The organism is Bradyrhizobium sp. CSA112, from assembly GCF_029051645.1.
In the GTDB taxonomy this organism is placed as follows: Bacteria; Pseudomonadota; Alphaproteobacteria; order Rhizobiales; family Xanthobacteraceae; genus Bradyrhizobium.
This window is the reverse complement of sequence record NZ_JAACFS010000002.1, coordinates 108,656-127,222: the sequence shown is the minus strand read 5'-3', so window position 1 is coordinate 127,222 and position 18,567 is coordinate 108,656. Positions and strand designations below refer to the sequence as shown.

Below are 18,567 nucleotides of genomic sequence, written 5' to 3'. Positions count from 1 at the left end.
CGTCCGAAGCTGATCGAAGATACCTTCGACCTTAATTTCAGTATTCAGATCAGCTTGTGTCGGCACGCAAAGGCCGTCGCCGCGGCCCGCGAGGGGACATCAAGCTTGGCGAGGATGTTGCTGACGTGCCGGTCGACCGTCTTCTCGCTTCGGGAGAGCCTGCCAGCAATCGCCTTGTTGGTTTCGCCGGCGGCGACCAGGCGAAGAACATCAAGCTCACGCGGGGTCAGGCGATGCACATTGCTGGAAGCGACGCCCTTCGTCAGTGAGCCGATCTGCGTGAGATCGGGGCCGGCACCTAAACGCTCGAAAATGGTCCGGGCCGCGTCGAACTCCAGATCGGCAGCGTCCTCGTCTCCGAGGGCGCGGCAGGCCTGTCCGATCAGCACGCGCACGCGTGCAGCCGCGTAGGGCGCCGGGATCCCCTGCCACACCTCGAAGGCACGGCGCAGCGAACCGAGTGCGGACCGCGCGTCCCCTTCGGCGAGGTCCACCGCTCCGCAGGCCTGCGCGGCAATTGCAGCCGGCACGCTCGTATCGAAGCTCCGCGCAATATCCTCGAGTTCTCGGCAGGCGTTGCGTGCATCCTGAACGTCACCGGCGGCCAACGTGATCTCGATATAGGCGGGCAGCAAACCCATGCGTTTCAGGCGGTTCACCGTCGTGCCTGCGACGCGGCGAATGGCGGTGGCGGCCGCGTCGGTGCGTCCCTGCACAAGGCGCAGCAACGCTAGGCCCGGCTGGGGCTCCAGGCCAAGCTGGCTCGCGCCTCGATACGCCTCTTCAGCCGCTGCAAACTCCCCTTTCAGACGATGGACCTCTGCCTGCTGGTAGAGCGCTCCGGCGGCAGCCCGCCGGTCGAAGCCCTGCGACCGCGCGCAGGCGCGCCGCGCTTCCTCGATCGCCTCAGGCCAGGCGCCCTGCAACTGCAGGATCTCCGCGCGATGCACTTGGCAAACTCCGGCGAAGGCGACCATATCGGGCTGGCCCTCGCACCACCGCGCCAGGGCGCCTGTCCATTCGCGGGCTCGGTCGAGTGCGTATACCTGCTGACAAGCCGCGATCACGCTGCAATACATCAAGCCAGTAACCAGCGGCGACAGCTCTCCAGCAGTGACCATGACCATGGTCTCATCCAAGAGCGCGAGTCCGGCTCCGAGCTGCGCCTGCTGCAGTCGTATGCGGCCCTGCTGGTGGCGGGCACAGGCGACGAGGTCCGGGTCGCCACAGCGCTCGCCGACTGCGGCGGCCTCGGCTGCAGCGACGAACGCGGCCTCGTACTCACCAGATCCGAGGCGTTGCTCGACGACCGGCAGCAGCAAATAGCCCCGCTCGGCGCATTCGCGCGTGTCACGCTCCAGCAAACGTTGAGCACGGGAAAGCCAGCCGCTCGCACGGCCCATCTCGCCGCGCATTAGCAGGCGAAAGCCGAGCCAGAACGCGCAACGGACGGCGCGAAGGCGCCGGGGAGTATCCCGGTGCGCATTGTAGGCCCGTTCGAGCGCCTTGAGATAATCCTCGTCCCGGCCGACCAAGTATGCGGCCATTGCCAGCAGTTCGAGAGCTTCGGCAGTTAACGAGGTTTCCTGGTCGGCGCGCAAGAACGCCTGGTAAGCGTCGGCCCAAGCGCGCTGTCGATAATATTCACGGGCCAGATTGAGGTCGCCGGATTTGTTCGCACCTCCGCGCTTCTGCTGGCCCGGACACTGCTTCATGCGTTTGCTCCAGTCCCCAAGAGATAAGCGGACCCATGAGATTTGCCAAAGCATCATATGCGGAACAGTCGAGAGGCAGGATGCCTTTTGCGGGTGGATTTCCGATGGCGGGAAAACGGGCTTTGTCTTGCAAGTCGGTTTCAGAAGGATCGTCAGCGCTTGGGCGGCGCTTCCAGCCCCTTGAGCAGCAGCGCCAGTAGCGCATCGATCCGCGCCGGGGCACCCGGCTCGTTCCATTCCTCGGCATGCGCGGGATGGTGGAAGCGGCTGGTGGCGTCGAAAATGGCGCGGGCCGAAATCTTGATGTCGGCGACGTCGAATGCGCCCTGCTTCACGCCGTCGGACAGGATCAGTGCGATCTGATCGACGAGGCAGTCCTTGTGGCAGCTCACGGATCTGCAGGCCTCGCGGGCCAGCGCCAGGTAGGTCGCGAACATTTCGGGATCGTCGCTGAGCCGCTTGTGCTTGATCGAGAACATCGTGCGCAGCCACTTCTCGAGCCGGGCTGGCGCGGGGCCGGAGGCCTCTGCGATCTTCAGGAGAGGCGCGCTGAGACGGTCGAGCCAACGCTTGGCCACCGCCTCACGCAGCGATGCCTTGCTGGGGAAATGGCGATAGACGCTGCCGTGGCTGACATCGAGCGCACGGGCAACGTCCACCACCGTTGCTTTGGCCAGCCCGTAGCGGCGCAGAACGTCCTCGGTAACCTCCAGAATCCGTTCGGGGGTCAGAACCACGACTTCGTTCATGCGTGCACCTGCGAAACGATGGGACGAGTGGTCATCTAAATCCCCCTTGTAATCCCCTTGGCGGGTTAATGTTTCACCACCAGCTCCAGCCGCTCGGCCTGGGCGGCCAGATGACGGGCGACGCTCTGGTCGAGCCAGCGCTGGATTTGGGCGGTCAGATGAATGAGGTAGGCGGTCATAGCGATAGTCCTTTGCAAGTACCCGGGCTCAAATCAGCGAACCAGGGCGACACCTGGTCTTGGCGTCGGCAATGGATATAGCATGTCTCGCTGACAGATTTCAATATCTGTCAGTCAATAATGCGTGATCGTCGGGGCCGGCTGGCTCCCCTCGCCGGAAGCCTATGGCTCGTCCTTCGGCGGCATCCGCGGCGGCAGCAGCGGCGTAAACGACACCCCGTCGCCATCGCGCGGGACCGCGACCAATCCCCCGCCGGTCGAGGGGTCACCGCCCGACGTGTCCAGGATCATGCCGGGCGTGATGTATTCGCGGGCAGCCTGAAGCAGGTTGCCGCCGCCATCGCCAAAATCGGCGGCGCGACCGCCCTGCGGACGGCCGGCGGCGATCTCGCCCGCCGCCTTGTCGGTCTTTTCCGCAAGGCTGTCGCTGTAGGGAATGCGGAACGCCCGGGGGACGCCGCTCGGCCGATTGCCGTCGTCGAGCGCCTCGACCCAGAGATAGATCGAGCCCGGATCACCCTCCAGCGAATGCGGCTCGACGATGCGGGCCTGCAGCAATTTGAAGGTGGCGGGCAGCCTGTCGACGCTGGCCCAGCCCAGCAATCCCCGCACGCCGACAAAGCTCGCAATGTAGAACGCGCTCGTCACTAACACGGCGACCGCCTTGGCCGACCAGGGCAAGCGTGCATACACCAGGACGAGAAGCAACAGCGCGCCGATCAGCGCGTAGCTGATTGCCAGCGTCAGGATGACGGATTGAAGACTATTCACGGCGCGGCATCCTGACGCCTGTCTTCGGGTCCAGATCGGCACCGTTGGCCCGGACGTTACGGAACGTCTCCATCAGCGATTTCTGCCGCTGCTGGACGTCGACCACCTTGCCTTCGGCATCGAGCCAGAAGCGCAATGCGGTCTTTTCCTCCCCGGTATGGTCGAGCGTCAGCTTGTTGTCGAAGATCACCTGCGCGGTCGGATTGAGTTTCTGGACCTTGACGCTCACCGCGACCGGCTGCCCGGTCGTGGCCTGAAAATGCGAAACGTTGACCGTGTATTCGCCGGGGACGATGCCACGCACCGTGACGATTTCCTCCCGGATCGGCGAGGCAATCTTCTTGCCGTTGACGACGATGAAATCGTTCGCGCCGCCGCGATCATCGCGGTCGAGGGTGAGGAAGCCGGCTTCGCGGCGGCGATACCAGGCGATGTGGCCGGCAGGGTCCTGCACGAACAGATCGAAGTCGTCAGGATGGTTGTCCGGCCAGTCCATCGTGATGATGAACTCGGCCTTGGAATCGATCTTGCCATCCTTGGCGTCCGGCGAGACCGCGAGCAGCGCCAGGAAGAACAGGAAGGCGATCACCTGCAGCGCCTTGAACAGCATCACGCCGAGCGGGTCGAACGCTTCCTCGCGTGGATAGAGACCGAAGTCATCCATCATGGTGGCGTTCCACGATCGCGTTCCAGGGCCGGAGTGACGTGCGTCTCGGTCAGCATGACGGCATCGGAAAACACCCGCTGGGTCGCGGCATCGAGCATGTAATATTGAATGCGGACGAGGATGGAGCCGACCAGACCCGCCAGTGTCGTGTACATGGCCACCGCCATACCGTCGCTCATCACGCCCATCGATGATTTCATGGCGGCCTTGTCGGCCGCGTCGAGGGTCGCGATCGGCGCCAGCATGATGATGAAGCCGACGATCGTCCCGAGCAGCCCGAGCTTCATCAGCGTGTCGGAAACGAATGCGCCGAATCCGTTGGAGCCGCGCAACCGGTCGGCCAGCGTCCGCAGCAGCAGCGTCTGGTCGATACGGCCGGCGGCTTGCGCCCTCGCCTTCGTCACCAGGCTGCGGATGTGATCCGTGACCAGCCCGCCCGGCAGATCGCGCGCATCGGCGTTGAGCGCCTTCGCGCCGTCCGGAGCCGACAGCACGGCGCGGCAGCCTCTTGCGACCTCGCCTTCACGCGCGATCGCTCGCGTCCGCCAGAAGCAATGCCCGCAGGTGATGATGTAGAGCGCGGCGATCAGGCTCGAAATATAGGTGCGATCGGAGGCGACCATGAGATGAATCAACCCGTACCGCCACAGCAGGAAGACGGCAAAGATTGAAAGTCCGGTAAAGATCATCCAGAGCAGCAAGACGCCTCGTTCCGGCGTGTCCGTGCCTGATAATGCGGTCTCGGCACCCATTCTGGCACTCATGCTGCGTTAGCTCCCTCAAGGGCTGCTGCTCCGAAGCCTGCCCGCAAAAGGCCCCTTGCCCTTCGTTAGATCAGAGGCGGCAGACCTGGTCCAAAGACATATGCCCGCGGTTGGCCGGGAAAATTTCCCAATCTGCATATCGTCACCCGGCTTGCAATTGGCGTGAAATAGCGGTGCTGTTAGCGTCATCGACAAGCCGTGGAGTGATCGCATGCGCCTCGTGCTTCAACTCGTCGCCCGCCTGCTCGTCGTCGTCGCCTTATGTCTGGGCGCGGCGACCGTCTGGGCCACGATCGACGCCTATCGCAGCGTCGATCGCGCCACGGCCGCATCCGCAGAACGGGTCTCCGAGGCGCTGGAGGCGCTCTACTGGCGCGAGCTGCTGCTCCGCAGCAGCAGAACGCGCGAACATCTCGTGCCAGTCCCCGAATGGCGCACCATCGAGACGATGAAGCTCATTTCGCCTGGAATTTGCGTCCAGTTCGAGCCGGAGGGCGCGTTCGAGAAACCGCTCTGCGGCCAGAGCAAGGGGATCGGCAAGGCTCCGCCGGCCTGGTTTGCCGCTTCTGTGCAGACGTTCCTCGGCAATCACGCGGCGGTTGCCCGGTCAATCAGCACGCGTAACGTCACCGCAGGCTCCGTCTCGGCCATCGCCGATCCGGACGCCGCCATATCGCTGGCCTGGCAACACATCGTGGATAACATCCACGTCGCGCTGCTGATGGCCTTGGCCATCGCCTTCTTCGCATCGCTCGCGATCGCGCATACGCTCGCGCCGGCGCAACAGATTGTAGCTGCACTGCAGCGCATGGCGCACGGCCGATACCGGACATCGCTCCCGCGCTTCCGGTCGATGGAGCTTGCCATGATCGGGCAAGCCGTCAGCGATCTCGGTGAGCGCCTCGCGCAGGCGACGGAAGAACGAGCCGTCCTGACCCGGCGCCTTCTTGAAATCCGCAGCGACGAGCGGCGCGCCCTGGCTCGAGAACTGCACGACGAGTTCGGACAGAACCTTTCCGCCATTCTCGCCTTCGCCAGCACGATCGAGGCGACCGCCGGGCGGGAACAGGCCAAAAGCGATGTCGCGCAGGATGCGCGGATGATCTCGCAAGCGACCCGCCGCATAATGGCATGCTTGCGGGGTACCCTGAACCGTTTGCGTCATCCGCCCGCCGAGGAACTCGGGCTGGAAGCCTGCCTCGTCGACCTGGTCGATAGCTGGCGATCACAGCATGCGACGCAACCGATGATACAGCTCGACCTGCAGGGCGATCTCGCCGATGTGCGCGGCACCGTTGCCGCAACAGCCTATCGCGTCGCCCAGGAATGCCTGACCAACTCGTTGCGCCACAGCGCAGCGCGGGAGATCGTGCTCCGCATCGAGCGACGGACGGGCGCGGAAAACGCGCTGCTGGTCCACGTCGAGGACGACGGCGGCGGGGATGCGGCCAAGGTGGCACAGTCCGCCGGCTTCGGCCTGACCGGGATACGTGAGAGAGTGGCCGCGCTCGGCGGCTCGCTTTCCATCGCGCGCGCGAGGCGTGGCGTAAGCGTGGCCGCCACAATTCCGCTCGCGGCCTGACGCTCCTTGTTTGAGGCGCTTGTACCGCAGATAAGTCTACGCAATCTGCGCAAGCTTGATCGCTATGCGAACCGGTACCCGCCCCCGGATCAAGTCCGAGGGCATGCTTTGCTCGAAAACGCTATGGTGCCCGGATGACAGCTTCCCAGGCCAAGGGCATTTCGATCTTGCTGGTCGACGACCACCCGGTCGTGCGACAGGGTTATCGGCGCGTACTGGAAAACCAGAGTGACTTCCGCGTGGTCGCGGAGGCCGACAACGCGGCGAATGCTTACCGTATGTTCAAGAGCCATGCCCCTGACATCGTGGTCATGGATATATCGATGCCCGGAGCCAGTGGCCTCGAGGCCGTCAGGAACATCCGGTTGAGGAACTCCACCTCACGCATTCTGGTCTTCAGCATGCACAGCGAAGCGGCGCTGGTGAAGGCCGCTTTCAGCGCCGGGGCGAGCGGCTATGTTACCAAGGACAGCGAACCGGCCGTGCTCATCAAGGCGATCCGCGCCGTGGCGCGCGGCGAACATGCGATGAGCGATGACATCGCACATGTTCTGGCGATGGAAAGCCTGTCTCCGTCGACGTCGGTGCTCGACCAGTTGGGGGAAAGGGAGATCGAGATTCTCAGGCAATTGGCTGCCGGCGCGACGGCGGAGCAGATCGCCGCAAACCTCAATCTCAGCATCAAGACCGTTCAAAACTACCACTACCTGATCAAGACCAAGACCGGCATGCGAACCGACGCGCAGCTTGTCCGCCTTGCCGTCGAGTGCGGGCTGGCCAGCCTTTAGCGGCGGCCCAAGCAGCGGCTTTTGGTCCGGCCAGAGCCCCAAGGTTTTCCCCGCTCGCGGCGCCGTACGGGTGGCCTCGCCCGGTACGATTTGCTAAAGCGCGGCGTAAAAACAAATCGGCCGGGATCCGCCTCGCGTCCCCGCCCTGCTCGTCCGGAGTTTTCGATGATCCCCCGCTATACCCGCCCGGAAATGGCTTCCATCTGGGAGCCGCAGACCCGCTTCAAGATCTGGTTCGAGATCGAGGCGCATGCGGCTGATGCGCAGGCGGAAATTGGCGTCATCCCCAAGGAAGCCGCGAACACGATATGGGCCAAGGCCAAGGATGCCACCTTCGATGTAGCCCGAATCGATGAGATCGAGCGCGAGACCAAACACGACGTCGTTGCCTTCCTGACCCATCTGGCCGAAATCGTCGGCCCCGAGGCCCGCTTCGTCCACCAGGGCATGACCTCCTCCGACGTGCTCGACACCTGCCTCAATGTGCAGCTCACCCGCGCAGCCGACCTTTTGATTGCGGATATCGACAAGGTCCTGGCGGCGCTGAAGAAGCGCGCCTTCGAGCACAAGATGACGCCGACCATCGGCCGCTCCCACGGCATCCACGCCGAGCCGGTGACGTTCGGCCTCAAGCTCGCCTATGCCCATGCGGAATTTTCCCGCGCCCGCGACCGCCTGGTCACCGCCCGCAAGGAGGTCGCGACCTGCGCGATTTCGGGCGCCGTCGGCACTTTTGCGCAGATCGACCCGCGCGTCGAAGAACACGTCGCCAAGGCGATGGGCCTGGTGCCGGAGCCGGTCTCGACCCAGGTGATCCCGCGCGACCGCCACGCGATGTATTTTGCAACGCTCGGTGTGATCGCCTCCTCGGTCGAGCGGCTGTCGATCGAGATCCGCCATCTGCAGCGCACCGAGGTGCTGGAAGCCGAGGAATTCTTCTCCGAGGGCCAGAAGGGCTCGTCGGCGATGCCGCACAAGCGCAACCCAGTGCTGTCGGAAAACCTCACCGGCCTCTCGCGCATGGTGCGCGCCTACGCGATGCCGGCGATGGAAAACGTAGCGCTCTGGCACGAGCGCGACATCTCGCACTCCTCGGCCGAACGCATGATCGGACCGGACGCCACCGTGACGCTCGACTTCGCGCTGATGCGTCTCGCTGGGTTGATCGAGAAACTCCTGATCTATCCCGCCAACATGCAGAAGAACCTCGACCGCCTCGGCGGTCTCGTGCACTCGCAGCGGCTGCTGATCGCGCTGACGCAAAAGGGCGCCAGCCGCGAGGACGCCTATAAATACGTCCAGCGCAACGCCATGCCGGTCTGGCGCGGCGAAGGCGACTTCCAGACGCTGCTAAAGAAAGACCCTGACGTGAAGAAGCACCTGACCGACGCCGAAATTGAGGAGCAGTTCGACCTCGGCTATCACTTCAAGCACGTCGATACGATCTTCAAGCGCGTGTTCGGCGAGAGCTGATTACGCACCCCGTCGGAACGCTTGACGGTCATCTCTCGGTCTGCAGCAACCCAACCGCGAGATATCGGAAAGCCTCGACAGCCTTTGCAAAGACGGCGTGCGGATCGTCGGCTGCGGCAATCCAGAGCGACGCATTGAGCGCCGCTCCGTTGATGAGCCGCGCGGCAGCTTCCGCATCCATCGGCCTCACCGTTCCTTCGTCGATAAGCGCCTGGATCGTTTGCGTGGTCGCGCGAAGACACGCAGTCTGATTGGGCCATAGCGATGGATCGCCGAGCACGGCCGGCCCGTCTAGCAGCATGATGCGCTGGATCTCCGGCTCAAGCGCCATTTCGATATAGGCGACGCCCTCGGCGAGAAAGCCGAGCCACCGGGTCTCCGCCTGATTTTGTGCAGCGCGCATTCGCGCCACCATTTCCGCGTCGATCTGGCCGATCACGGCCTGCAGCAGACCCTTCTTGTCGCCGAAGTTGTGATAGAGCGCACCGCGCGTCAGGCCGGCCTCGGCGGTTAGATCATCCATCGACGCCGCCGCATAGCCTTTGGTCGCGAAAGCCTTACGGGCGGCCTGGATGAGCTTGGCCCGGGTTTCCTCCACCATCTGTGCGCGTCGCTTCGCGGCCACCGCTATCTCCGCAAATCACATACGCTCCGTATGCTAATTGACATACGCTGCGTATGTAGCCTATAGAAACATACGGAGCGTATGTCAATTTATCGCTCGAGTAAGATGCAAACAGCCGGACCACTGGAGGTCTGGCTTGCCTGTGAACAGGAGTGACGTCATGGCCAAACGCGATGCAATCTTCCCTGCCGGCCGGCAGGCGCTCTACGAGATCAACCGATATTCGGCGGCGATCCGCTCGGGCGACCTTCTGTTCGTCTCGGGCCAAGTCGGCAGCCGCGATGACGGGTCGCCCGAGCCAATCTTTGAAAAGCAAGTGCAGCTTGCGTTCGACAATCTCTCGGCCGTGCTGAAGTCTGCCGGTTGCACATTTGATGACGTCGTTGACGTGACCACGTTCCATACCAATCCGGCTGCACAGTGGGAGGCGGTCAACGCAATTCGCATGAAGGAGATCGGTGAGCCGCCCTATCCGAACTGGACTGCGGTGGGCGTGAACTGGCTGGCGGGCTTCGATTTTGAAATCAAAGTCATTGCGCGACTTCCTCAGTCCACCTGATCGATTGGCGGCGAGCGTGCAAGGGACGACGGCCGTCCGTCGTCTCAGGACACCCCATCTTCCACCGACTGCAAGGGCAGCGGACGAGCCTTCGCTTGTGCGTCCTGGATGCCACCCCAGCAGTTTTCCGGCCTTGCCAAGCCGATTTAGATGGTTCCAAATTGTCGTAACCGCCGTCGACAAGCCGCATGACCCCGCCGGCACCCTCGAAGCAACCTGACGGTAACCGCAAATCGGCTAAGGTCGCAGCGTGTCATCATTGCCGAAAATTCTCGTCTTCGACTCCGGCCTTGGCGGCCTCACGGTCTTGCGCGAGATCGTCGGCGCCAGGCCCGACGCGCATTACGTCTATGTCGCCGACGACGCGTTCTTCCCCTATGGCCATCACGGCGAGGAAGAGATCATCGCCCGCGTGGTGCCGCTGGTCGGCGAGTTGATCGCACGCCACTCCCCCGTTCTGGTGGTAATTGCCTGCAACACCGCTTCCACGCTGGTGATGTCGCATCTGCGCAGCGCCTATAGCGTGCCGTTCGTCGGCACCGTACCCGCGATCAAGCCGGCCTGCGCCAGTTCGAAGACCAAACGCGTGTCGGTGCTCGGCACCAAGGGCACCGTCAGGCGCGAATACACCAAGCGCCTGATCAATGATTTCGCGCAGGGCTGCGAGGTGACGCTGGTGGGGTCGGCCGAACTCGCCTCGCTCGCCGAGTCCGCCCTCAACGGCAACGACGTGAGCGACGCGGATATCGCAGCCGAACTTGCCCCCTGCTTTGTCGGAAATGGCGCTGTCCGTACCGACACCGTCGTGCTGGCCTGCACCCACTATCCGCTGCTGCTCGACCGGCTGACACGGCTCGCGCCGTGGCCGGTCGACTGGATCGATCCCGCGCCCGCCATCGCCCGGCGTGTGTCCGACCTGCTCGGGTCGCCCGGCCGGCAAAGCGACCGAGCCGGGGCCGAGATGATCTTCACCTCACAGCGGCCGCACGCGCTGAGCCGCGCGCTGATGCCGTTCTTCGGCGGGCGCGTGCTGGCGTAAGGCCGCCCGGGCGCGTCACGGCACGCTGGAGGGCAGGATGCAGTTTCTCATGTAGTCCCGAGGCCCGCCTTGGCGCATTGCTCGTCCTGGTCGCCGGTGACGCCGCTCACTCCCACTCCGCCAGTGACTTTGCCGTCGACCATGATCGGCAGTCCGCCCGGCGAGGCGAAGACACCGGGAAGTGTGGCTGTGGCCGGCGCGCCTTTGTTGATCGCCTCCATGAAAACGCGCGTCGGACGCCGATAGGTCGCCGCGGACTTCGCCTTACCGACGGCGATGTCCATGCTGCCCGTCTGCGTGTTGTCCATGCGTTCGAAATACACCAGGAAACCGTGATTATCGACGACAGCGACAGCCACGTTCCACCCGTTCTTCTGGCATTCGGCGAGGACGCCGGCTGCGATCTTCTTTGCGCCTGCGGCATTGACCGCCGTGCCGTAGTCAGGGCGCTTGTCTTGAGCGGATGCGCCGACGGTAAGGGCGGCAAGTGTGGCAGCGACCAGTATTGTCCTCATCTTTGTCTCCTCCCTCAGGTTTATTGTGCGAGGGATTATACTGGGACGAAACGTCGATGTCCGGTCAATGATGCCGCAAGCCCGTGGTTAGGGCCAGCCAAGCGCTCGGCACGCGTGCACGCTTGGCCCAATTGCCGGCCTGCCATCCGTTCAATTTCCGCGAAGACCGCTTCGAACTGCTTTGATGCCGTTTTTCGGCGTGCCCGTCCCGGCGTAAGTCGCCGGTTGCGTGTGCGCCCAAGTAACCTGGGCGGCGATACCCAATGTCCGAGTTTGGGCTGCTCGAAAGCCGTGGTCGGCATAAAGCCGACCTGGCATTGCAACCTTTCTACCGCTCGGCGTTGACGAGCTTATAGGCGCCGCGCTCGAACGCGTCGTAGACGGCCAGCGCCTTGGCGTCTGCGAATGGCAGGTACTGCATCATGATCACGCCGGCTATGCCGCGCGCCGGATCGATCCAGAAGAACGTGTTGTTGATGCCGCCCCAGCTCAGGCTGCCCGGGGAACGCTTGCCGGGCACCTGATCGGTCGTGATGAGAAAGCCGAGCCCCCATTTGTCGCGGCCATCGGCGATGAAGGTGAAGTCGGCGCTACGCGGCAGTGCGCTCTTGAGTGCGGGAACCGAGACCGCGCCGATGTGGTTCTGGCCCATCAGCGCCACTGTCTCGACCTTGAGCACGCGCACCCCGTCAAGCGCGCCGCCGTTGAGCAGCATGCGCATGAAGCGCCCGTAGTCCTCAGCGGTCGATGCGAGGCCGCCGCCGCCGATCGGCGCCGCTATGGTGAGCCCAAGTTGCTGCTTCTGCAATTCGATGGCGCCGTCCATGCGCTCGCCGGCGCGCTGCTGCTGCGCGACAAGGCGCGGCCCCTTTGCCTGCGGCACGTTGTAGGACGTGTCATCCATCTTGAGCGGGGCAAAGATGTGCTGGCGGAAATAGTCCTCGAGCTTTTGGCCAGACACCACCTCGACCAGCTTGCCGACGACATCGGTGCTGGTGCTGTAGTGCCAGCGCTCGCCCGGATCGAACAGCAGCGGTCCGCCGAACGGATAATTTTCGCCGGCACGCGGCTTGAAATCGCGCCAGATCGCGCTGGTGAACGGATAGGCCAATCCGGACGTGTGCGTCAGGAAGTGTCTGACGGTCGGCGGTCTTGATGCCGGGCGGAGCTGGTAGGCTCCGGTCGCCGCGTCGAACGATTCAAAGACTTTCATTCCCGCAAGCTCCGGCAGGTATTTCTCGGCCGGGTCATCGAGACCGAGGCGGCCCTGCTCGACGAGCTGCATCAATGCCAGCGAAGTGACCGGCTTTGTCATCGAGGCGATACGAAACAGCGCGTCGGTCGTGAGCGGCCGCCCGGTCGCGACGTCGGCCACGCCGAATGCGCTCTGATAAAGCACCCGCTCGCGATCAGTGATCAGCGCGACCACGCCCGGCACGTCCTTGCGCTCGACCACCTCGCGCAGGCTCGTGTCGAGAGCTGCACTCCCTGGTGATTTTTGTGCACTCGCGGTGCCGGCCAACGCCGCAATTCCAACGCTCATCATGAAGACAATTCCAGCCGTCTTTCGATTCATGGAGGCCTCCCTGTCGTGCATAGCCCGGGTATTGCCCGCGCAGCTCTCCCGAGGCTGATTCTTTGTTCGATGACCGCGGTCGGCACGGCGCCGCCTCGACCTCTCGTGTTGTGATATTAGCACTCGCTGTTCGTTGAGTCCCGAATTCCCTCGATCTCGGGTTGCGCAGGCGAGAGCAGCGGCGGACAGGTCGACCTGCCCGGGCGGACCTGCTTTCGGGGTGAAGCCAACAGGCGGCCGCAAAGCGCATCCGCGGATTTACACGCCCGGCCAGTGCAATGAGTTAAAAACAATGTGGCTCGATAGGCCACGGATTTATCCATATGATACTGGCCACCCATTTTTGAATCGGCCGTTTGATTTAAGGAGTTTCCGTCTTGACCTCCGCAAAACCTGCGCCGCTCAATCGTCTGCGCCAGCTCTGGCGCGAGGGGCGCCCGACCTTCGGCGCGATCGCCACCATTCCCTCGATCCAGACCGTGCAGATCATGGGTCGTTCCGGGATCGACTGGATCATCATCGATCTCGAACACGGACCGATCGACCTTGGCTCGGCGCATGCGATGATCACCGCAACGGCAGGCACGCCCTGCGTACCGATGGTGCGGATTGCCGCCAACGAGCCGTGGCTTGCGAAGGCGCCGATGGACCTCGGCGCGCTCGGCATCAATTTTCCGATGATCTGCAGCCGCGCGGATGCCGAGAAGGCGGTGCGCAGCGTGCGCTATCCGCCGAAAGGCGACCGGCTGTGGGGCCCGTTTCACGCGCCGTTCCGCTGGGGCGTGTCGATGGCGGATTACATGGCGACCGCGGATGACGACATGATCTGCATGATCACCATCGAGCATGTCGAGGCGGTCAACCGCATCGACGAGATCATGGCAACGCCCGGCATCGACCTCGCCGCGATCGGCCCCGGCGACCTCGCCACCTCCATCAACAAGCGCGGCCTGCCCGACGATCCCGAGGTGCTGGAGCTGATGGCGCGCGCCGAAGCCGGCATCCTGAGGAGCGGCGTGCCGATCGGCGGCGTGGCGCGCACCGCCGAGCAGGCCAATCGGATGATCGCGCGCGGTTATGTCGCGCTGGCGCTCGGCTTCGACTGGTCGTTGTTCCAACGCGGCATGGCGGCGAGCTTTGAAGGGATCAAGCGATAGGTTCCGAGACGGCGGCAAACCCTTCAAAGTCCTTGGGGTTTACGTCGTCTTCGCGCGCGCTCTGGCGGTTAATTGGGCGATCCGGATGCGAACCTTTTGGCGTCAAAACGCCTTGTTCGTGCTAGATGAGGGGTTGGCAGGCTGCCAAGGCAGCATGCCGGCTTTCTGATTTGTCTATCGCGAAACTCGGGCGGAGCGATGCGCGGAACGGTTCGAAAAATCACACTACCGCGCCGCCTGGTCGCCGACCTCATGCATGCGTCGCTCCGCGTGCCCTTTGTTTCGCTGACGCGCCCCCTCACCATCCGCGGCCTGTTGGAGGCCCGGGGACAGGCTGCGCAGCGCCCAGGCTGGGCCGCGATCTTCGTCAAGGCGTTCGCGCTGGTGGCAAAGGAAGAGCCGATCCTGCGCACGCTCTACGTCAAATGGCCGCTGCCGGCCTTCTATGAACTGCCGCGCAGCGTCGCGATGGTGGCGATCGCCCGGATCGAACACGGCCAGGAATGCGTGCTGCCGCAAAAGGTCGCCGCCCCCGATGAAATGCCGCTGGCGGAGGTCGATGCGCTGATCCGGCACGCCAAGACGGCGCCGATTAACGAGGTGCCGGCGTTCCGGAAGATCCTGCGGACGACCCGGCTGCCGCTGCCGCTACGCCGGCTGTTCTGGGCGATTGGACTGAATTTCGGCCGCCAGCGGGCCAATTATTTCGGCAGTTTTGGGGTGACCTCAGTGGCCGCCTATGGCGCCGGCCAGCTCCATGCCATCAGCCCCGGGCCATTCGTCCTGAGCTATGGGGTGGAAAAGCCCGACCAGACCATCGACGTCGTGCTGCGCTGGGATCACCGGATTACCGATGCCGCCCCGATGGCCAGGGCGCTAAACCGGCTGGAACAGGTGCTGAACGGCGAAATTGCCGCTGAATTGCGCGCCAATCGGCAGCAAACCGAGCCCAAACCGGTCCGGGCGGTCGCGACCTGACGGCCTCTTGGTCGTCATTCCGGACCTTTGGCAGTCATTCCGGGGCGATGCGAAGCATCGAACTACGGTGCGCAATTGCGCACCTGAGAATCTCGAGATTCCGGGTTCGCTTCGCGCCCCGGAATGACGGAGCCAAACCAGCCCCTTTTCGTTGACAGAACCGCCGTTTCTCCTTAAGAACCCGCTTGCTCGCGGGCCGGTTTCGGCCCGCGTTGCGTTTCGCGACCCGTGGTCTTCCCCGAGCTTTCGAGGCGGATCTGTCGGCCCCGGCAATGCCGGTGCACAGGAGGGCGCGTTTCCTCAACACTCCAACTCTATGCAGAGGACGCGATGACAAAGCGCAGTGAGGCGAAATACAAGATCGATCGCCGTATGGGCCAGAATATCTGGGGCCGCCCCAAGAGCCCCGTGAACCGCCGTGAATATGGTCCCGGCCAGCACGGCCAGCGCCGCAAGGGCAAGCTGTCCGACTTCGGCGTGCAGCTCCGCGCCAAGCAGAAGCTGAAGGGCTATTACGCCAACATTTCCGAGCGCCAGTTCCACGGCATCTATGTCGAGGCCGGCCGGATGAAGGGCGATACCGGCGAGAACCTGATCGGCCTCCTGGAGCGCCGCCTCGACACCGTGGTCTATCGCGCCAAGTTCGTGGCGACGATGTTCGCCGCCCGCCAGTTCATCAACCACGGCCACATCAAGGTGAACGGCCGCCGCGTCAACATTTCGAGCTACAAGCTCAAGCCCGGCGACGTCATCGAGATCAAGGAATCCTCCAAGCAGCTCACCCCGGTTCTGGAAGCAAGCCAGCTCGGCGAGCGCGACGTGCCCGACTTCCTCGAAGTCGATCACTCCAAGATGACCGCGAAGTTCAGCCGCATCCCCGCGCTGTCGGACGTGCCGTTCGCTGTGCAGATGGAGCCGCATCTGATCGTCGAATTCTATTCGCGCTGATCGGTCTTCAGTTCCGAGATATCAAAGGCCCCGGTTTTGCCGGGGCCTTTTTTTATCCGCAGTTTGTAATGCGCATGGTTCAAACGCCGGCTTGCAAGTAGGATTCAGCCCAAGATTCAGCCAGGGACGGCCATGGTTGGATCGGTGCCGGGGGACAACATGCGTTTGAGCGACTGCTACAACTTCCACGATTTCCGCAAGCTGGCTCAACAACGGTTGCCCGGTCCGATCTTTAATTACATCGATGGTGCGGCTGACGACGAGGTAACCCTTCGCCAGAATACCGCAAGCTTCGAGCGCTGCGATCTGGTGCCCAACGTCCTGCGCGGCGTGGAAACCATCGACATGTCGGTGACCGTCATGGGCCAGAAACTGGCCATGCCGCTTTACTGTTCGCCGACCGCGCTGCAGCGCCTGTTCCACCATACCGGCGAACGCGCCGTTGCCGCCGCGGCGGCGAAGTTTGGCACGATGTTCGGCGTATCCTCGCTCGGCACGGTGAGTCTTGAGGAACTGCGCAAGGCGTACGATACGCCGCAGGTCTATCAGTTCTATTTTCACCGGGATCGCGGACTCAACCGCGCCATGATGCAACGCGCGAAGGAAGCCGGCGTCGAGGTCATGATGCTGACGGTGGACAGCATCACCGGCGGCAACCGGGAACGCGACCTGCGCACCGGGTTTTCGATTCCCTTCAAGCTGACGCTGGCCGGAATGTACCAGTTCGCGATCAAGCCGATGTGGGGCATCAACTACGTCACGCATGAGGGCTTCAAACTGCCGCAGCTCGACCGGCACGTTGACATGAGCGGCGGCGCCATGTCGATCGGCCGCTATTTCACCGAAATGCTTGACCCCTCGATGAATTGGGACGACGTGGCCGAAATGGTGCAGCTATGGAACGGACAATTCTGCCTGAAGGGCATCATGTCGGTGGCGGATGCCAGACGCGCCGTTCAAATTGGATGCACTGGAATCGTGCTATCCAACCACGGCGGTCGGCAGCTCGACGGTTCGCGCGCGCCGTTCGACCAGCTTGCTGAAATCGTGGATGCCGTGGGCGACCAGATCGACGTGGTCATGGACGGGGGAATCCAGCGCGGAACCCACGTCCTGAAAGCGCTGTCGCTCGGAGCCAAGGCTGTTGGCGTCGGACGCTTCTATCTTTATCCTCTGGCCGCGGCCGGTCAGGCCGGCGTTGAGCGCGCCCTCGGCCTGATGCGGGCCGAGATCGAGCGAGGAATGAAGCTGATGGGCTGCAGATCAATCGACCAGTTGTCACGCGAAAATCTGCGCTTCAGGTAATTCCTTCTCCCCCTCATCGCGTTGCAAATATCGAGAACCCATCATGCACTACACCCCTGCCCCCCGCGATCCCAAGGCTGACCCCATCCGCATCAATCTGCTGTCGGACACGCAGACGCGGCCGACGCCCGCAATGCGCGAGGCGATGGCGCGGGCTGAAGTGGGCGACGAACAGATCGGCGACGACCCCACGGTGAACCTGCTGTGCGAACGTGTCGCTGACCTGCTCGGCAAGGAAGCCGCCGTGTTCATGCCGTCGGGCACCATGTGCAACGTCGCGGCGACGCTCGCCCATTGCCGGCCGGGCGATGAAATTCTGGCCCATGCCAGCGCGCATATCATCGCCCGCGAAGGCGGCGCGCATGCAGCCCTCGGCGGTTTCCAGATCATGCCGCTGCCGGGCGACGACGGACAATTCGCGCCGGAAACATTCCGCGCCGCGCTTCACCCGCGCTCGCGCTACCAGCCGCCGCAGACCGTCGTCAGCGTCGAGCAGACCGCCAATATCGGCGGCGGCACGATCTGGAAGAAGGCGGCGCTCGATGAAGTGGTAGCGATCGCCAAGGCGCACGGGCTCATCACCCACATGGATGGCGCGCGGCTACTAAACGCCTGCGTCGCGACCGGTATATCGGCGAAAGATATGGCCGCGGGATGGGATTCGGCCTGGATCGATTTCTCAAAAGGCCTCGGCGCGCCGATCGGCGGCGTGATTGCGGGTTCGCGCGCCTTCATCGACGATGTCTGGCGCTGGAAGCAGCGCCTCGGCGGATCGATGCGGCAGGCCGGCATCTGCGCCGCGGCCTGCGTCTACGCGCTCGACCATCACGTCGACCGCCTCGCCGACGACCACGCCAATGCGCGGGCGCTGGCGCGGGGGCTGTCGCAAATCAACGGCGTCGAGGTGCAGCAGCCCGAGACCAATCTGGTGTTCTTCAAGCCCGACGGCGCGGGCATCGCCGGCGGCAAAATGGTCGATGCCTTGCGCAAGCGCGGCGTTCTGCTTGCCATGATGGAGGGCCGCATTCGCGCCTGCACACATCTCGACGTCAGCGCGGCGATGATCGAGGAAACGGTCGGTATCGTGCGCGCGATCGTACGCGGGGCGTGAGCTATCAGGGCGTCATTCCGATCCCGGTAATCCGTAGGTCTGTAACTACATGCGTCGTCCCTGCGA

Annotated in this window: 18 protein-coding genes; 10 read left to right on the top strand and 8 right to left on the bottom strand. The window is 63.6% G+C overall.

The window, feature by feature from the left end:
• Positions 1 to 44 precede the first annotated feature (44 nt).
• The 5 genes from GWE18_RS05520 to GWE18_RS05500 form a co-directional block, all read right to left on the bottom strand.
• Complete coding sequence (locus tag GWE18_RS05520) at positions 45 to 1,715, bottom strand: LuxR C-terminal-related transcriptional regulator (protein ID WP_275184794.1); 1,671 nt, start codon at positions 1,713 to 1,715, stop codon at positions 45 to 47.
• A 152-nt stretch (positions 1,716 to 1,867) separates the two neighbouring features.
• The gene (locus GWE18_RS05515; protein WP_275184793.1) at positions 1,868 to 2,464 is read right to left on the bottom strand and encodes a TetR family transcriptional regulator; all 597 of its coding nucleotides are present in this window, start codon (positions 2,462 to 2,464) and stop codon (positions 1,868 to 1,870) included.
• Positions 2,465 to 2,805: 341 nt separating this feature from the next.
• Entirely contained in the window at positions 2,806 to 3,414 is a 609-nt protein-coding gene (locus GWE18_RS05510) for a hypothetical protein (RefSeq protein ID WP_275184792.1), read from the bottom strand.
• Positions 3,407 to 4,081 (bottom strand): hypothetical protein, encoded by a 675-nt coding sequence (locus GWE18_RS05505; protein ID WP_275184791.1) that lies wholly within the window; start codon positions 4,079 to 4,081, stop codon positions 3,407 to 3,409. Before GWE18_RS05505 ends, GWE18_RS05510 begins: the two co-directional genes overlap by 8 nt.
• The gene (locus GWE18_RS05500) at positions 4,078 to 4,833 is read right to left on the bottom strand and encodes a MotA/TolQ/ExbB proton channel family protein (protein ID WP_275185149.1); all 756 of its coding nucleotides are present in this window, start codon (positions 4,831 to 4,833) and stop codon (positions 4,078 to 4,080) included. Before GWE18_RS05500 ends, GWE18_RS05505 begins: the two co-directional genes overlap by 4 nt.
• 223 nt (positions 4,834 to 5,056) lie before the next feature.
• Between GWE18_RS05500 and GWE18_RS05495 the strand changes: the two genes are divergently transcribed.
• The 3 genes from GWE18_RS05495 to purB all read left to right on the top strand — a co-directional run bounded on the left by GWE18_RS05495 (position 5,057) and on the right by purB (position 8,688).
• Entirely contained in the window at positions 5,057 to 6,427 is a 1,371-nt protein-coding gene (locus GWE18_RS05495) for a histidine kinase (protein ID WP_275184790.1), read from the top strand.
• Positions 6,428 to 6,561: 134 nt separating this feature from the next.
• Positions 6,562 to 7,215, top strand: a complete 654-nt coding sequence (locus GWE18_RS05490) for a response regulator transcription factor (protein WP_275184789.1) — start codon at positions 6,562 to 6,564, stop codon at positions 7,213 to 7,215.
• A gap of 165 nt (positions 7,216 to 7,380) precedes the next feature.
• Positions 7,381 to 8,688, top strand: coding sequence for an adenylosuccinate lyase (gene purB, locus GWE18_RS05485; RefSeq protein ID WP_275184788.1), 1,308 nt, complete (start codon positions 7,381 to 7,383; stop codon positions 8,686 to 8,688).
• Between the two features lie 28 nt (positions 8,689 to 8,716).
• On the opposite strand, the gene GWE18_RS05480 is transcribed toward purB, so the two are convergent.
• A complete protein-coding gene (locus GWE18_RS05480) occupies positions 8,717 to 9,313 on the bottom strand; it encodes a TetR/AcrR family transcriptional regulator (RefSeq protein ID WP_065732721.1) in 597 nt (198 codons plus the stop codon).
• 160 nt (positions 9,314 to 9,473) lie between these two features.
• Between GWE18_RS05480 and GWE18_RS05475 the strand changes: the two genes are divergently transcribed.
• Together GWE18_RS05475 and murI are read left to right on the top strand one after the other, a co-directional pair.
• A complete protein-coding gene (locus GWE18_RS05475; protein ID WP_275184787.1) occupies positions 9,474 to 9,872 on the top strand; it encodes a RidA family protein in 399 nt (132 codons plus the stop codon).
• Between the two features lie 250 nt (positions 9,873 to 10,122).
• The gene (gene murI, locus GWE18_RS05470; protein WP_275184786.1) at positions 10,123 to 10,911 is read left to right on the top strand and encodes a glutamate racemase; all 789 of its coding nucleotides are present in this window, start codon (positions 10,123 to 10,125) and stop codon (positions 10,909 to 10,911) included.
• 47 nt (positions 10,912 to 10,958) lie between these two features.
• Here the strand turns inward: murI and GWE18_RS05465 are convergent, their stop codons facing one another.
• On the bottom strand, positions 10,959 to 11,426 hold the full coding sequence (locus GWE18_RS05465; RefSeq protein WP_275184784.1) for a heme-binding protein: 468 nt from the start codon (positions 11,424 to 11,426) through the stop codon (positions 10,959 to 10,961).
• Between the two features lie 328 nt (positions 11,427 to 11,754).
• The gene (locus tag GWE18_RS05460; protein ID WP_275184783.1) at positions 11,755 to 13,002 is read right to left on the bottom strand and encodes a serine hydrolase domain-containing protein; all 1,248 of its coding nucleotides are present in this window, start codon (positions 13,000 to 13,002) and stop codon (positions 11,755 to 11,757) included.
• A gap of 377 nt (positions 13,003 to 13,379) precedes the next feature.
• Between GWE18_RS05460 and GWE18_RS05455 the strand changes: the two genes are divergently transcribed.
• From GWE18_RS05455 to GWE18_RS05435, 5 genes are all read left to right on the top strand, one after another.
• Positions 13,380 to 14,159, top strand: coding sequence for an aldolase/citrate lyase family protein (locus tag GWE18_RS05455; protein ID WP_275184782.1), 780 nt, complete (start codon positions 13,380 to 13,382; stop codon positions 14,157 to 14,159).
• A 198-nt stretch (positions 14,160 to 14,357) separates the two neighbouring features.
• Positions 14,358 to 15,137 (top strand): acyltransferase, encoded by a 780-nt coding sequence (locus GWE18_RS05450; RefSeq protein WP_275184781.1) that lies wholly within the window; start codon positions 14,358 to 14,360, stop codon positions 15,135 to 15,137.
• A gap of 330 nt (positions 15,138 to 15,467) precedes the next feature.
• On the top strand, positions 15,468 to 16,085 hold the full coding sequence (gene rpsD, locus GWE18_RS05445) for a 30S ribosomal protein S4 (protein ID WP_275184780.1): 618 nt from the start codon (positions 15,468 to 15,470) through the stop codon (positions 16,083 to 16,085).
• Between the two features lie 159 nt (positions 16,086 to 16,244).
• Positions 16,245 to 17,390: an alpha-hydroxy acid oxidase gene (locus GWE18_RS05440; protein ID WP_275184779.1), complete on the top strand. Its 1,146-nt coding sequence runs from the start codon at positions 16,245 to 16,247 to the stop codon at positions 17,388 to 17,390.
• Positions 17,391 to 17,433: 43 nt separating this feature from the next.
• On the top strand, positions 17,434 to 18,501 hold the full coding sequence (locus GWE18_RS05435) for a threonine aldolase family protein (protein ID WP_275184778.1): 1,068 nt from the start codon (positions 17,434 to 17,436) through the stop codon (positions 18,499 to 18,501).
• Positions 18,502 to 18,567: the final 66 nt, after the last annotated feature.